This is a genomic window from Pseudoalteromonas fenneropenaei, assembly GCF_042643375.1.
Classification (GTDB): domain Bacteria; phylum Pseudomonadota; class Gammaproteobacteria; order Enterobacterales; family Alteromonadaceae; genus Pseudoalteromonas; species Pseudoalteromonas fenneropenaei.
Genome location: NZ_JBHRSD010000006.1, coordinates 46,665 through 61,174, shown reverse-complemented (window position 1 = coordinate 61,174; position 14,510 = coordinate 46,665). Strand labels below are relative to the sequence as shown.

Here is a 14,510-nt window from a genome sequence, read left to right as displayed (position 1 = left end):
ATCCAAGGTAGCCTTTTGCATATCTGCAAACATTTTTTGGAAATAGGCTTGCGTATTTCAACCACCTTGATAGTCATTACTATGCTACTTGCTGTGATGGTGCAAGGGTTGGCCTATGCGGCTATGCCATGCCACGCTATGGGTGCACAAATGCACCAAATGAATAGCGAGGAAAAAAATGACCACAGCACGATGGCGATGCAAAACCATGATGCCATGACGCATAAAATGACTGTAGCAGATGATATGGCCTCGATGGCAGATTGCTGTAAAGTCGAGTGCCATTGTCCAACTCATGCTTGTAGCTCAGTCCATTTTGTTGCTATTCAATGGCTTGATGATCTTGCTCCTGTCACTGCATCACGAATTAATAGCACCCTTAATTATATTCCCGCAGCACCTTTAGGTTCATTGTACCGCCCACCGATATTAGCCTAACTTAGGCTTATTGCGCCCTGAAAAGGCCAAAACGCCGTAAATTCCATCAAAAATTGTCGTAATTTTCCGCATTTTTGCGTTTTTATGGGATAGTCTCATGATGAAATCCGTATTTAAAATGCCCTTGTTAGCCATAGCGCTAGCAGGTTTTTACAGCCAGGCGAGTCTTGCCGTTACACTCCCTTTGAGTGACGTCATAGCGACCGCGCAGCAGCATGATTTATGGCAGCAAAGTGCCAACTTAAAAGCGAAAGCGCTGGCTGCAAGAAGTACTGCCGCGAATACTCAGCCCGACCCGACCGTCAGCCTTGGTCTAATGAATTTGCCTACCGATGGCTTTGCATTTAACCAAGAAGCCATGACGCAACTCAAAATTGGCGTAAACCAAATGTTTGCGCGTGGCGATAGCTTGCAACATGCTCAGCAACAATTGCTCGCAGAAGCAGGACAAGTCAACTGGCAACAAGCTGAGCGCAGCGCGCAAGTTGCGCTACAAGTGACTGAGCTTTGGCTCGATGCCGTGCGTGCCAAACGAGCCATGGCACTGGTGGTTGAAAACAAAGCTTTGTTTGCCGAAATGCTGGCTATCACTAAAGCCAGTTATGCCAGTGCACTCGGTAAAACCCGCCAACAAGATGTGATCCGCGCTGAATTGGAGCTGTTACAGCTCGATGAAAGAATCGCCCAAGAGCAGCAAAAGCTCGAGACTGCAACTGCGCGTCTGGCATCTTGGCTACAAGCCAATACGCCTGGTGCTGAGCCTGTGGCTATCAGTATTCCAAGTGATTTTCCTAAATTGAGCCTAACACACGGCAATGCATTTAATGCCCAGCCACAGTTAGTGGCATTACTGCAACAGCATCCGGCGCTACATGCGTTACAGCAAGGCCAAAAACGTGCTGAGCAAGGTATCAAATTAGCCGAAGCACAATATCAGCCGCAATGGGGCGTCAATGCCAGCTACGCTTATCGTGATGATGCACCGACAGGAATGTCGCGCAGTGACTTTTTGTCGGTTGGTGTGAGCTTCGATGTGCCATTATTTACGCAAAATCGCCAAGACCAATGGCGCGATGCAGCGCTTGCCGAAGCAGAGATGAGCAAAACGCAAATTCAGTTGCAGCTCAAAGCTATGCTCGGACAAGTGTATGCCGAATACGCCAATCTAAAGCGTTTATATGAGCGCCAACAACGCTTTAATAGCCAATTACTGACGCAAAGCCAAGATCAAGCCGAAGCGACTTTAACCGCTTATACCCATGATGATGGCGAGTTTAGTGAGGTAGTACGGGCACGCAGCAATGTGCTGCAACTACAACTTGCCGAGCTGAACATCCATGCAGACGCGCTCAAAAGCGTGGCTAAATTGAACTACTTTCTTGACCCTAATGTTGGCCAATTTACGGGAGCCAAGCCATGAATCTGGTAAAAACCTTTATTATTTTAATCTTAGGCACTGGCCTTGGTTTACTCCTTGGTTGGCAATGGTTTACAGGCCATGACTCAACTTCACCAAGTGCAGAGAATGAGAAAAAGCCGCTTTACTGGGTGGCGCCAATGGATTCCAACTACCGTCGCGATGGGCCGGGCAAATCACCAATGGGCATGGACTTAATTCCGGTCTACGCAGAAGATGACAGTAGCAATGAAGTTGGCACAGTCACCATCAGTCCCGCAGTGGTCAATAACCTTGGTGTGCGTACCGCCAAAGTCAGCGTTGAGCCTATGGTTACACGGATTAAAACAGTCGGTTATGTACAATATGACGAAGACAAGTTAATGCATATTCACCCGCGCGTCGAAGGCTGGGTGGAAACCTTATACGTTAAAGCGGCTGGCGACCCAGTTGTTGCCGATACACCTTTATACACCCTGTATTCTCCAGCCCTTGTCAACGCACAAGAAGAGTTCTTAATTGCCGTAAACCGTGGTAATCAAGCACTTATCAATGCTGCGCGTGAACGCTTACTCGCCTTACAATTGGCGCCAAGCTTTATTGATGAGCTCGCTAAGCGCAAGCAAGTCAAACAATCCATCACCTTTTATGCACCGCAGTCGGGCGTGCTAGACGATTTACAGATCCGAGAAGGGTTTTACGTTAAACCCGGCAATACTTTAATGAGCATAGGCCAACTCGACCAAGTATGGGTTGAAGCAGAAGTATTTGAGCGCGATGCCAATCAGGTCAAAATCGGTCAGCATGTGAGTATGACGCTCGACTATTTACCCAGCCGTACTTGGCATGGTCGCGTTGATTATATTTACCCTTCACTGGATGTAAAAACCCGTACCCTGCGCGTACGCTTGCGTTTTGATAATCAAGATCATGCGCTTAAACCAAACATGTTTGCCAGCGTGATATTAGACGCTGAAGCAAGCGCAGCGACTTTACAGGTTGCCAAAGAAGCGGTGATCCGTACCGGTAAACAAGACCGTGTGGTGCTCGCGTTAGGCGACGGCAAATTTAAATCGGTTGCGGTTAAGCTGGGCCGTATTGGCGAAGACATGATTGAAATTCTTGAGGGCTTGAATGCCGATGACCAAGTCGTGACATCCGCACAATTTTTGATTGACTCTGAGTCGAGCAAAACATCAGACTTCAAACGTATGAGCGACCAAACCAGTAACAGCGTGTGGGTGGCAGGTCGTGTTAATCAAGTCGATATAGCTAACCGTAGCGTTAATTTAGATCACGATCCAGTCGCAGATTGGAATTGGCCAGCCATGACCATGGACTTTAACGTAGCCGACAGTGTCGATATGACACCACTTGCCGCTGGTCAAAGCCTGCATTTCCAAATAGAGAAGTCTGCCGATGGCAGCATTTTGTTGACGGGTATTCATATTATGGACAAACCCGCTACTATGCCAGTACAAGATGCGCCAAGCGCTACAGTGAAAGGGGTTATTGAGCAAATTAATTCTGATACCAGAATCCTTACCATCAGCCGCGAGGCAATTGAAAAATGGCAACGTCCTGCTGCCACCATGGACTTTATCGCCGCAGACACGCTCGACCTAACAGCACTCAAACAAGGTATGGAGATTGAGTTTACTTTTGTGGTGCAAGATGATTTGCTTATCACCGCCATCACCCCTCTCATGGCACATCACTAGGAGCACTGAAATGATTGCAAGCATTATCCGCTGGTCGTTGCATAACCGCTTCTTTGTGTTGTTGCTGACCTTTATCTTAAGTGGCGCTGGGGTGTATGCACTAAAAAATACTCCTGTAGATGCTATCCCTGATCTGTCAGATGTTCAGGTGATCATCAAGACTTCCTACCCAGGCCAAGCGCCACAGGTGGTACAAGATCAAGTCACGTTTCCGCTCACCACTGCAATGCTATCGGTGCCTGGAGCCCAAACCGTGCGGGGTTTTTCATTCTTTGGTGATTCCTACGTGTATGTCATCTTTGATGATAAAACGGATTTATATTGGGCTCGCAGCCGCACTTTGGAATATCTCAGCCAAGTCGCACCCACACTACCCAGTAGCGCCAAAGCCCAGCTAGGGCCAGATGCCACTGGGGTAGGTTGGGTGTATTTATATGCCTTAGTGGATAAAACCGGCAAACATGATTTAAGCCAATTACGTAGTATTCAAGATTGGTTCTTAAAATATGAGCTACAAACTGTACCCGGAGTGTCAGAAGTCGCACCAATTGGCGGTATGGTACGCCAATACCAAGTGCAGGTTGACCCAGACAAATTGCGCGCCTACGGTATTCCGTTGAGTTTAGTACAACTGGCTTTGAAACAAGGCAATCAGGAAACGGGTGCCTCTGTCATTGAAATGGCCGAAGCAGAATATATGGTCACGACCTCAGGCTATATAAAATCAGTGACAGATATCGAACGTATCCCCCTTGGCCTCAATGACAAAGGTGCAGCACTCAGTATTGGCGATATCGCAAGCGTAAGCTTAGGCCCGCAAATGCGCCGTGGTATTGCTGAACTCAACGGTGAAGGCGAAGTGGTCGGTGGTGTGGTGGTGATGCGATTTGGTGAAAACGCCAAAGCCACTATTAACGGTGTCAAAGCTAAGCTAAAAGCACTTGAGGCCAGCCTCCCAGATGGCGTTGAAGTCGTCACTGTGTATGACCGCTCAGCACTTATCGAACGCGCAATTGATAATTTATGGGACAAACTAGCCGAAGAATTATTGGTCGTCGCTTTGGTGTGTGTGGTGTTTTTATTTCATATTCGCTCATCCTTGGTGGCAGTTATCAGTCTACCGATTGGTATTTTAGTTGCGTTTGTGGTCATGCACTTGCAAGGCATCAACGCCAATATTATGTCCCTTGGTGGCATTGCCATTGCCATTGGCGCGATGACCGACGGCGCCATTGTCATGATTGAAAACCTTCATAAACATATGGCTAAAACCCCACTGACCGATGAAAACCGCTGGCAAGTGGTTGGTGATGCTGCAGCGGAAGTTGGCCCTGCACTCTTCTTTAGCTTGCTCATTATTACCGTGAGTTTTTTACCGGTATTTATTTTAGAAGCGCAAGAAGGCCGGATGTTCGCACCTTTGGCTTATACCAAAACCTATGCCATGGCTGCCGCGGCGGGACTTGCCATTACTTTAGTGCCAGTACTAATGGGGTATGTTATTCGTGGCAAAGTCATTAGCGAAGAGAAAAACCCGCTTAATCGCTTATTGATTGCGGCTTATATGCCGATTTTAAAAACTGTGCTGCGCTTTCCAAAATTGACCTTAGTAGGTGCCTTAATTGTTACCTTAGTGGGCTTTTACCCCGTCAATAAAATCGGTAGTGAATTTATCCCGCCTCTAGATGAAGGGGATTTAATGTACATGCCGACTACTTATCCGGGCATTTCCATTGGTAAAGCGCGCGAGCTACTGCAGCAAACCAATAAGCTAATTCGCACTGTGCCGGAAGTGGAAAATGTGTTTGGTAAAATCGGCCGCGCCGAAACTGCGACCGATCCAGCCCCGCTAACCATGATTGAGACTTTTATTCAGCTCAAACCGCATGATGAGTGGCGTGAAGGCATGACCACCGACAAGCTCAAGCAAGAGCTGGATGCCTTAGTGCAATTCCCAGGACTTACTAATGCTTGGGTTATGCCGATTAAAACCCGCATCGATATGCTGGCAACGGGGATTAAAACCCCTGTGGGTTTAAAAGTCGCGGGTCCTTCACTTGATGTGATCCAAACCCTTGGTCAAGATTTAGAGCGTATTTTAGCGCAAGTACCGGGCACAGCATCGGTTTACTCTGAACGCGTGGCAGAGGGCCGCTACATTAAAGTCGATATCGACCGCCAAAAAGCCGCGCGGTATGGTTTAAATGTGGCCGATGTACAACAAGTGGTCGCTACCGCCATCGGTGGTATGAATGTTACCGAAACTATTGAAGGACAAGAACGTTATCCGGTGAATGTGCGCTATCCGCAAGATGTGCGCGACTCGCCAGAGGCGCTGGCAAACTTGCCGCTTATCACCCAAAAAGGGCAACGCATTGCACTTGGCGATGTGGCGCGCATTTATATCGACAATGGCCCACCCGGCATCAAGAGCGAAAATGCGCGCCTTAATGGTTGGACTTATATTGATATCGCCAATGTCGATGTGGGCACTTATGTCGAGCAAGCCAAAACCGTCCTTGCCAAAGAGCTGGAATTACCTGCGGGCTACTCTTTAACCTGGGCAGGTCAGTATGAATACATGGAGCGCGCCAAAGCTAAGCTTACCTATGTATTACCACTGACACTTGCCATTATTGTAGTGCTGCTTTACCTCAACTTCCGCCGTTTAAGCGAAGTGTTAGTGATCATGGGCACTCTACCTATGGCACTTATCGGTGGCTTGTGGTTACTGTATTTGGAAGGCTTTAACTTCTCCGTTGCAGTCGGTGTTGGCTTTATTGCGCTGGCGGGGGTTGCTGTAGAAATTGGCGTATTGATGTTGGTTTACCTCAATCAGTCATTCCAAGAACTACAAACCAAAGCCCAACAAGACGGGCAAGCGATCACTTTAGAGGCGCTACGCAACAGCATTGCCAATGGTGCAGGACTAAGAGTACGCCCTGTCATGATGACAGTGGCAACCATCATCATTGGTCTGTTACCGATCCTCTATGGCACAGGCACTGGCTCTGAGGTCATGAGCCGTATCGCCGCACCTATGGTTGGCGGTATGATCTCGGCGATAATATTAACCTTGGTGGTACTGCCCGTAGTGTATTTGTTACTGAAACGTAACGAACTGGCACGAAGTTACCACCAATAATTATTCAATAAACACATTAGTTGGAGTTGCAGGGAAGCGCGTAGTAAGTAAATCCCCTCGAGCCTAGATATCCTATCTATTGGGGTGAGGTAACTTAGCCACTGCAACTTCCTCTAGGTGGGGCATAGCGTCGAGTTTAATAGTACAAACTAGTCAAGCTGGCAAAAAACAGGTAATTTAAAAGGAGGGCAATTGTCCTCCTTTTTGCTATACTGTACCTGTTTTGCTCTTTTGTTGCTTGAGTGTCGGATTAGAGGTGTTATGCGGCTCATTATTGCTGGTCTATTATGTGTATTTTCCGGACTTTGTTCCGCCGCATACCTACGCATTCAAGTGCCCACTGGAATTTATCCCGCGATTGGTGAAGCCCCTACTGATATTGGTGCCACCATGTTTGCGCATTTGACGCGATTACTGGAAGGCAAAGTTGAAATTGAGTCGCTCGAAGTAGACCCAAAACAAGAATGGCGGATTTTGCAAGAAAATCCCTACGCCTGTTTCTACAATAAAGTTAAAACCCCTGAGCGAGAAAAATTGGCTATTTTTAGCCGCTTCCCTATGGTTGCTTTTCCATCGTTTCGATTGGTTACCAACGGCAAACTGTCACTCCCAGCAGAAATCGATTTGGCGACCGCCATCACCGAACATCATTTAAAAATTGGTGTAGCAAAAGAGCGTTCTTACGGCGAACATATCGACAAACTTATCGCTGAAATGCCACACGCTTTTGTATTTACCTCTAGCTATCAGGAAACCTTAGCTCAGCGGCAATTACTCTTAAGCGGCAAAATTGACGCTATGCTGGAATATTCTGAAGTGATGCTTGAATATTTCAGAGCAAATCGCGCCGCCAGACAACTTAAGTTCCACACCATTAGTGGAGAGTCGCCTGTGGTTTTTGGTTATATTGCCTGTGCACGCAGTAGCCAAGGTAAAATGGCGATTGCCGAGTTTGAAAACGCAATGCGCCAAAACAGTTACTTTGAATATATGATCAATATGTACCGTTTGGCGTTTGCCGAAACTGAGTATTTTTTACTTAAATCCGAGCTTGAAAAAGCCTACCATCGCACCAACCATATTACTGCGCAGCGCTTGGGGAAACGGCTACGTTAAAGTAGTCCTCTGGATATGGCTCGTTATTCAGACTAAAGTGCCACCACTCCTCACTTAGCCCTGTAAAACCTGCCTCCGCCATGGTTGCCGCCAATAAGGCACGATTGGTGCGCTGTTGCACGGTTAAATAGGGGTAACTAGGCCAAGAGATTTTGGAAAAAAAATCCCAGCTCGATCCCATATCCAGCTCCCGGCCAGAAAAGCTATCAATAATCGTGGCATCCACTGTGCTACCACGGGAATGACCCGAACGTTCTGCAATATAGCCGCGCGCAAAAAGCAGCGATTTGGGCACATCGGGATAATACTGTGCCTTCATTTTGGTATCGTCGCTGTCTTTTGCCCAACGCGCAAAATGATCCACAGCTTGTTGCGGCCGATAACAGTCGAATACCTTGAGCCGCAAGCCAAAGGTTTTTAGCCGCGTATGTGCTTGTTTTAATGCACTGGCTGCCGACTCAGTCAACAAACACAAAGGGGCTTGATAACCATCAATGCGTGCACCAATGAAATTATTCTCGCTGTAATAACGCATATCCACGTCGAGATCTGGGATATGCTTTTTAGCGTCAACAAAATTAGGTGCTTTGGTCGCAGTATCAGCATACACATTCGCTGCCATACCGACAGCCAACCATAAACCCACAATTGCAATTTTCGCCATTCATTACTCCATCCCCAACCAACATGAGGCATTTCTTACGACATTTTACCTAGGCATATTGCCGAGCAAAAATGCAGATTGCAAATTCACGTGGTCACATCATCCTATATTCTATTTTAAAGAATATTACTTTCATTAATTGCAGATTTTATTCCCAACAAAAGAATCTATACTTGTTTCATCGGCCACACTATGGCGACTTAATTAACCTATTTGAGGAATACAAGATGACTTTATTAACTCCAATTTCTAGCAGCAAAACCTTGACCGATATTGCGTTACTCCTTGCACGTATTGGTCTGTCAGCAATATTTATTCTTGCTGCACTCAATAAAATTCAATACTTTGACGGTAGTGCACAATATATGGCGTCAGCTGGTTTACCTAGTAGTTTATTGCCATTGGTGATTATTTTTGAACTAGGCGCTGGACTGTTCATTTTGGCAGGATTAGCAACTCAGCTCAGTGCCATTTTGCTGGCTGGTTTTAGCATTGTCAGTGCCCTACTGTTCCATTTTAATTTGGCAGATCAAATGCAGTTTATTCTGTTTTTCAAAAATGTCGCGATGGCGGGTGGCTTTTTAGCTTTGGCAGCACAAGGAGCTGGCCGCTACAGCGTTGATGCTAAGCTACTAAAGAATAACTAATATTTATACAAAAGCACTCGCAAGAGTGCTTTTAAGTCTGGTGGCAAAGTCTACCTATTAATATTCAACTGCATTGGAATGTCACGAATGCCTGCACGCTCTCGTATTCCAGCAACGCGCTGAAAACCAAACTTAAGGTACACAGGTTCAGCGCTTAAAGCCGAGTTTACAGTAAAGTTACCGGTATTGCCGTTTGCCATACATCTTGCTTTAGCTACTTGCCATAACTTCCCTGCCAACCCTTGACCATGATAAGACTCGGCTACAAACAAATGATATAAATGACGATTGTCTTTCATCGCAACCACACCAACCAGTTCTTTGGCTGCTGAAAACAGCAACTGATAATCCATCCCGACGGCAATATAACCTGCAACTGCAGCTTCACTCATCGCATTGCGAAGCTGTATTTGCCCCTCAGGTAAACAATCTGGTACAACGTATTTTTCGGTTAAGGGTAAGATAAGCTTACTGATAACTTTTGCATCGGAGGGCAAAGCATCACGTAACATCAACTCGTTAAACATTCTATTAGCCCTGCTCAACAGCATAAATCACAGCTGCAATCATTAATATCGCAAATATCACGCGTAATACTCGCGCTTGTTTTGGCGAGGCAAAAATAGGCTTAAGTATACCGCCTAAACCTAACCAAATGGTATCAACCACTACAGCAACGGTAAAAACCACACAAGCGCTGATTAAGGTTGCCAGCCAGTTTGACTCAACGGGTATAGTGTACTGTGTAAATAATGCCAATACTGCTGCATAAGCTTTTGGATTCATGAGATTTAAGATAAAACCATCACGAAACACTGGCATATTCAAGGTGCTGCTAGAGGTTGCAACAGGCGCCATGGCAATTTTGCAGGCAATAAACAGAATATAAGCCGCACCAAACAGTTGGCAAACATGCTTTAAGTCAGGTGCAGCATTGATGAGTGCGGCAATGCCAACTGCAGCAGAGAGGATCACCACGGCCAAACCACAGAGTATTCCAGTTAAAAAGCTTAACCCCAGACGAAAGCCATAGCTTGCCCCTGTCGCGGCCAAAGCCAAGGGCGCTGGGCCCGGTGAGCCTAATAATAAGACTGTGGTTATCGCCAAACTAAAAACAACTTCAAGCACAGTTTGTTATCCTTGTAAGCAACTTGCCGCCTCAGTTAACCACCGCACCACAGCGACTGCAACTAAATAGGGTGAATAATGGGTATAGCAATTAACACTTTGTTTATATATAAAAAAACATTTTAACCCGTGGCCTTTGGCAAGTTTACTATACTGCTAGGGCGATATATTGCTTGTGTTAAGTACAGCGAAACTGAGTGTTTTCAAGTGTGAGATTATTGCACCTTAATCCAATCGCGTAGCGGCGCTAACCATTCATCACGCGGCAAGTAAAAAGCACCGTGTGATTTACCTGTACTTATCGCTACCTCATTAAATTCAGCAACATTTTTACCACGCGCCACAATGTCTTGGCAGGAACCCACCTCATCTGACGTTTCGTAAATTGATAAGATCCGCCCAGCGGGTGCAATAGTCTGATTTGAATGCACTAAACCCGCACACCCAGCCATAATGACTAAATTCAACTTTGGGTTTTGCAGCTCACTAGATGCCATCATAGTCAGTGCCGCGCCGCGAGAAAAGCCAATCAGAGTAATATGTTCAGCAGCGACCCCAGCATTAATTAAGCTTTGTACCTCCAATGCCAGCTGCTTGGCATAAGCAAAAGGTTCGGTTTTAGCAGGACGTTGCACCGCAATTACATGATATTCAGGGCTTTGCAGCGCAACTTTTATCGCGGGAAAATCGTACATGCCAAATTTTGGCGACACAGGTTGCGGATCCGTTCCCTCCACAATATAGCCGTGGGAATAAATCACATAACGTGCACTTGCGTCTACGCTAGTCGGAAACTGGTTATACACTTGGCCGATTTTGGCTGGCGTTTGTGCATAAGCTTGGCCAATTAATAGAGTTACCACACAAAGTGCCGCAACTAACCTTGCCGTTAATTTCATTTTTTGCTCGTTTAATAGGATGACAGGGCGAACTCAACCGCAGCTTGCGCATGCAACGCCGTTGTATCGAATAATGGCACATTACAATCTTGCGCTTCAACCAATAAAGCGATTTCAGTACACCCTAAAATAATGGCACTCGCTCCTTGCTCATGAAGCCGTGCAATAATATCTAAATAACGCTGTTTTGATTGCAGCTTGATTTCACCTTGGCACAGCTCATCATAAATAATGCGATGTATATCATCTTGCTCTGCAAGCGTTGGCACTAAACATTCAATCCCAAGTCGCTCCAAACGCTCAAGGTAAAAACGCTGTTGCATGGTGAACTTAGTGCCGAGCAATGCCACTTGCTGATGATGTTGAGCCTGTAACGCTTGGCCCGTTGCATCGGCAATATGTAGTAGCGGCAAACCGACCTCGTGCTCTACTTCTGTGGCTACCTTGTGCATGGTATTGGTCGCAATCACGATACATTCGGCGCCAGCCGCGCGCAGCGCATGCCCCGCTTGCACTAAAATCGCGGTCATTTGTGACCAATCGCCTTGCTGCTGCAAGCTGGCTATCTCGGCAAAATCGACCGACACCAAACACAGTTTGGCGCTGTGCAAACCTCCTAACCTGGATTTAATCCCTTGATTAATATACTTATAGTAATTTAAGGTCGACTCCCAACTCATTCCCCCGATGATCCCTATGATCTTCATTTGCTTCTCCTCTCATCGTCTAAACTTTAGCCTAAGTGATATTGCCGCCTATTAAAAGCAAGTATCATCGTAACACCAATGCGTTTTTTAGACTTGCCTGCGCTATCGCAAGTCCGCTATTAATCTTAACTTGTTGAACCAAATAGCACCTTGATACGTATGTTGAAATAGATTTAAGCTCAGTGACGAACCATTTATGAAAAGTACTTTTTACATCCCGATCTTATTGCTGATGATGCTCAGTGGCTGCACTGGCACGCCAACTGGTGTAACCCCGGTATCACCGTTCGAACTACAACGTTATTTAGGGCAATGGCAAGAAATTGCGCGCCTTGATCATAGTTTTGAACGCGGCTTAAGCGATGTGACGGCAACCTATAGCTTGCGCGATGATGGCGGGGTCAAAGTCATTAACCGCGGCTTTAATGCCGCAGAGCAAACGTGGCAACAAGCCGAGGGTAAAGCCTATTTTGTTGGTGATAGCGACACTGCAGCCCTAAAGGTGTCCTTTTTTGGCCCGTTTTATGGCGGGTATAACGTGGCAAAGCTCAGCCAAGACTACAGCATGGCATTGGTAATTGGCCCTTCGTTAGAGTATGCGTGGTTATTAGCCCGCAATAAAACGCCGGCAAAAACTGAGTGCGCTGCGTTTATTGAATCGGCGACTGAGCTTGGTATAAAAACAGCAGACTGGATCTGGCTGCAGCAATGTCAATAGCCTAAATGCGGTGCTCGGCGTTATTTAAAAATACGCTGATCAAAACTAAAATCGAGTTTTTCAGCCTGTGCAAATATCGCCGCCATATCAGGATGGTTAGGATTGACCAGATAGTTTTTATCTCTGGGGGAAATAGTGGATGGCACTTGCAAAACGGCAAATTCCGGCTCATCAATCTTTATAAATTGGTCACCAATTTCTTGGGTTTGATCACCAAAAGGTATCGACCGCCAATTACTGGGTAAATCTTCGTTGTCTAGTTTCACAATCAGTGATTCTGGTACATCAATGCGGTAAAGGTCGTATTGGTTAATCAGCTCAGGGTCGTTGTTAATGTGGACAAACACTTCCAACACACACAGGGATTCCGACTCAGCAAAATAAAGCGCTTCCGTGCCCTTTGAGTTCCAACGGCCGCCATAAAGCTTTGCACCTAATGGATTAAATGGTGTGTCGGCAAATCTCTTCTGAGTCAGTCGGTACATTTGCACTAAGAGAACACCCCATGTTCAACACGGCCAATTAAATCTTTAACCGTTTCAAAATCCACTGTGGTGGCAACCATATCTAATGGCCGCTTACCGTTAAGGCCGTAGACGCTTTCACGCATCCACTCTAAAGCGCGCTGCTCATTACCAAACAAATCGGTGGCAAGTTTAATAAGCATAGCAAGACGATACATCACGTCACTTTCTTGGGTGCTAAAGCGTTCGTCGTTTTTAAGTCGGCGTTTAATAGTGCTAATTGGGATCAAAGTCACATGGTGAAACTCGCTTTGTGACATTTGCGCCTTTGCAACGATATTACGATAGACAATCGGCTTAAAACCTTGATGTATAGCAGTATTTTTTGATGTTTCAGCATCTTCAATACCGAGCGCATACCAAAAGTTTGCTTGGTAGGGTGGCTTAGGTTTAAAACTTTTAAGTGCAGGACTTGCCATAATAATGACCTTTTGGTTCATATGGTCTAGTAATGATGGACCAATTGAGCCACAAGATCAACTAGACAACATGCTCTACACCCGTTCTTGCACCACAGCCTCAAATTGATGTGCTAGGTTTTACTTGGCTATTCGCTTGCTCAGTAGCCCGTTCACTTGCCACCACCGCAATGGTTCTTTCAATGAATCGCCTTAACGCCTTGTCAGGAATAAAAGAGGTTCTTTTGTTGGTATTAAATTTTTCTAACGCGGCTTGCACCTCCGCATCCGCCATTATGCTGTCTATACTCAAGCCTTTATGATGGAGTTCAGTTATTTTGTTTACCCATGCAAGTGTATTACGCTTAAATTCCAGCAAGACGGCTTTATTGGCGGTTTGCCCATGACCAGGCACAATCACCGTCTGCTCATTAGCGACGCTTAAAATCGTATCAATGGCTTGTTTAAAACCCTGAATTCCACCAGCGTAAAAGGTAGGGTGCCAATGGTTGTCAAATACATCACCAACAAATAGTGTGTTGCTAGTTTTATGGTAGAAGATAACATCAGCAGCAGTGTGAGAACTCACCTTAATATACGTTATTTCGTGCACGCCTAATTCTTGCTCAATAAGGCGAGCACCGCGTTCAATAAAATATTGATTGCCTCCAGTATGATCTGAATGAGCATGAGTATTTAAAATGTACTTCTTTGTATCACCAGAAATGGCGGTAATCACTGCGGCCAAGTCAGATAAGCTCTGCTCGCCCGGCATAGGGTCGATTAATATCATCCCGCCTTGTACTGAAATCAAACCAATATTTGTGCCGTACTCTTTACCACTTAAGATATGGACATTCTCGGCAATTTTTTCCACCGCAATGTCTTGCGATAAGGCCGCACAACTACACAATAGCGCAGCTGCAACACTTAATAACTTAACTGTTTTCAACATCAACCCCTCACCTTAAGAATACGGTCTGTCGACACCGTTTCAAACGAACATGTT

At 45.9% G+C, this 14,510-nt stretch carries 15 protein-coding genes; 7 read left to right on the top strand and 8 right to left on the bottom strand.

The window, feature by feature from the left end; translation table 11 throughout:
- The first annotated feature begins 48 nt into the window (after positions 1-48).
- The 5 genes from ACFOEE_RS03280 (at position 49) to ACFOEE_RS03260 (ending at position 7,816) form a co-directional block, all read left to right on the top strand.
- A complete protein-coding gene (locus tag ACFOEE_RS03280; protein ID WP_377120876.1) occupies positions 49-438 on the top strand; it encodes a hypothetical protein in 390 nt (129 codons plus the stop codon).
- A gap of 97 nt (positions 439-535) precedes the next feature.
- Positions 536-1,858, top strand: a complete 1,323-nt coding sequence (locus ACFOEE_RS03275; protein WP_377120874.1) for a TolC family protein — start codon at positions 536-538, stop codon at positions 1,856-1,858.
- Positions 1,855-3,555 carry an efflux RND transporter periplasmic adaptor subunit gene (locus ACFOEE_RS03270; RefSeq protein WP_377120872.1) on the top strand — a complete coding sequence of 567 codons (1,701 nt, stop codon included), beginning with the start codon at positions 1,855-1,857 and terminating at the stop codon, positions 3,553-3,555. Before ACFOEE_RS03275 ends, ACFOEE_RS03270 begins: the two co-directional genes overlap by 4 nt.
- Positions 3,556-3,565: 10 nt before the next feature.
- Positions 3,566-6,700 carry an efflux RND transporter permease subunit gene (locus ACFOEE_RS03265; protein ID WP_377120870.1) on the top strand — a complete coding sequence of 1,045 codons (3,135 nt, stop codon included), beginning with the start codon at positions 3,566-3,568 and terminating at the stop codon, positions 6,698-6,700.
- A gap of 261 nt (positions 6,701-6,961) precedes the next feature.
- Positions 6,962-7,816 (top strand): hypothetical protein, encoded by an 855-nt coding sequence (locus ACFOEE_RS03260; RefSeq protein WP_377120868.1) that lies wholly within the window; start codon positions 6,962-6,964, stop codon positions 7,814-7,816.
- Here the strand turns inward: ACFOEE_RS03260 and ACFOEE_RS03255 are convergent.
- A complete protein-coding gene (locus ACFOEE_RS03255; protein ID WP_377120866.1) occupies positions 7,782-8,480 on the bottom strand; it encodes a M15 family metallopeptidase in 699 nt (232 codons plus the stop codon). The two genes, ACFOEE_RS03260 and ACFOEE_RS03255, sit on opposite strands and share 35 nt — an antisense overlap.
- Before the next feature lie 227 nt (positions 8,481-8,707).
- Between ACFOEE_RS03255 and ACFOEE_RS03250 the strand changes: the two genes are divergently transcribed.
- Positions 8,708-9,127, top strand: a complete 420-nt coding sequence (locus tag ACFOEE_RS03250) for a DoxX family protein (RefSeq protein WP_377120864.1) — start codon at positions 8,708-8,710, stop codon at positions 9,125-9,127.
- 50 nt (positions 9,128-9,177) lie between these two features.
- Here ACFOEE_RS03250 and ACFOEE_RS03245 read toward each other — a convergent pair whose 3' ends face one another.
- The 4 genes from ACFOEE_RS03245 to ACFOEE_RS03230 form a co-directional block, all read right to left on the bottom strand.
- Positions 9,178-9,654 (bottom strand): GNAT family N-acetyltransferase, encoded by a 477-nt coding sequence (locus ACFOEE_RS03245; protein WP_377120862.1) that lies wholly within the window; start codon positions 9,652-9,654, stop codon positions 9,178-9,180.
- A gap of 4 nt (positions 9,655-9,658) precedes the next feature.
- Complete coding sequence (locus tag ACFOEE_RS03240) at positions 9,659-10,255, bottom strand: LysE family translocator (protein ID WP_377120860.1); 597 nt, start codon at positions 10,253-10,255, stop codon at positions 9,659-9,661.
- A gap of 215 nt (positions 10,256-10,470) precedes the next feature.
- Positions 10,471-11,154 (bottom strand): alpha/beta hydrolase, encoded by a 684-nt coding sequence (locus ACFOEE_RS03235; RefSeq protein WP_377120858.1) that lies wholly within the window; start codon positions 11,152-11,154, stop codon positions 10,471-10,473.
- Positions 11,155-11,165: 11 nt separating this feature from the next.
- A complete protein-coding gene (locus ACFOEE_RS03230) occupies positions 11,166-11,861 on the bottom strand; it encodes an aspartate/glutamate racemase family protein (RefSeq protein WP_377120856.1) in 696 nt (231 codons plus the stop codon).
- Positions 11,862-12,057: 196 nt separating this feature from the next.
- Here ACFOEE_RS03230 and ACFOEE_RS03225 point away from each other — a divergent pair, with 196 nt between their 5' ends.
- Positions 12,058-12,579 carry a lipocalin family protein gene (locus tag ACFOEE_RS03225; protein ID WP_377120854.1) on the top strand — a complete coding sequence of 174 codons (522 nt, stop codon included), beginning with the start codon at positions 12,058-12,060 and terminating at the stop codon, positions 12,577-12,579.
- Positions 12,580-12,599: 20 nt separating this feature from the next.
- Here the strand turns inward: ACFOEE_RS03225 and ACFOEE_RS03220 are convergent, their stop codons facing one another.
- The 3 genes from ACFOEE_RS03220 to ACFOEE_RS03210 form a co-directional block, all read right to left on the bottom strand.
- Positions 12,600-13,064, bottom strand: coding sequence for an RES family NAD+ phosphorylase (locus tag ACFOEE_RS03220; protein WP_377121073.1), 465 nt, complete (start codon positions 13,062-13,064; stop codon positions 12,600-12,602).
- Positions 13,065-13,069: 5 nt separating this feature from the next.
- Positions 13,070-13,522, bottom strand: a complete 453-nt coding sequence (gene parS / locus ACFOEE_RS03215; RefSeq protein WP_377120852.1) for a type II RES/Xre toxin-antitoxin system antitoxin — start codon at positions 13,520-13,522, stop codon at positions 13,070-13,072.
- 100 nt (positions 13,523-13,622) lie between these two features.
- Entirely contained in the window at positions 13,623-14,378 is a 756-nt protein-coding gene (locus ACFOEE_RS03210) for an MBL fold metallo-hydrolase (protein ID WP_377120850.1), read from the bottom strand.
- Positions 14,379-14,510: the final 132 nt, after the last annotated feature.

Excerpts from the sequence above, each read along its gene's own strand:
- ACFOEE_RS03275 (WP_377120874.1), top strand. The coding sequence starts at position 536 with ATGATGAAATCCGTATTTAAAATGCCCTTGTTAGCCATAGCGCTAGCA.
- ACFOEE_RS03270 (WP_377120872.1), top strand. The coding sequence starts at position 1,855 with ATGAATCTGGTAAAAACCTTTATTATTTTAATCTTAGGCACTGGCCTT.
- ACFOEE_RS03265 (WP_377120870.1), top strand. The coding sequence starts at position 3,566 with ATGATTGCAAGCATTATCCGCTGGTCGTTGCATAACCGCTTCTTTGTG.
- ACFOEE_RS03260 (WP_377120868.1), top strand. The coding sequence starts at position 6,962 with ATGCGGCTCATTATTGCTGGTCTATTATGTGTATTTTCCGGACTTTGT.
- ACFOEE_RS03255 (WP_377120866.1), bottom strand. The coding sequence starts at position 8,480 with ATGGCGAAAATTGCAATTGTGGGTTTATGGTTGGCTGTCGGTATGGCA.
- ACFOEE_RS03250 (WP_377120864.1), top strand. The coding sequence starts at position 8,708 with ATGACTTTATTAACTCCAATTTCTAGCAGCAAAACCTTGACCGATATT.
- ACFOEE_RS03245 (WP_377120862.1), bottom strand. The coding sequence starts at position 9,654 with ATGTTTAACGAGTTGATGTTACGTGATGCTTTGCCCTCCGATGCAAAA.
- ACFOEE_RS03235 (WP_377120858.1), bottom strand. The coding sequence starts at position 11,154 with ATGAAATTAACGGCAAGGTTAGTTGCGGCACTTTGTGTGGTAACTCTA.
- ACFOEE_RS03230 (WP_377120856.1), bottom strand. The coding sequence starts at position 11,861 with ATGAAGATCATAGGGATCATCGGGGGAATGAGTTGGGAGTCGACCTTA.
- ACFOEE_RS03225 (WP_377120854.1), top strand. The coding sequence starts at position 12,058 with ATGAAAAGTACTTTTTACATCCCGATCTTATTGCTGATGATGCTCAGT.
- ACFOEE_RS03220 (WP_377121073.1), bottom strand. The coding sequence starts at position 13,064 with ATGTACCGACTGACTCAGAAGAGATTTGCCGACACACCATTTAATCCA.
- parS (WP_377120852.1), bottom strand. The coding sequence starts at position 13,522 with ATGGCAAGTCCTGCACTTAAAAGTTTTAAACCTAAGCCACCCTACCAA.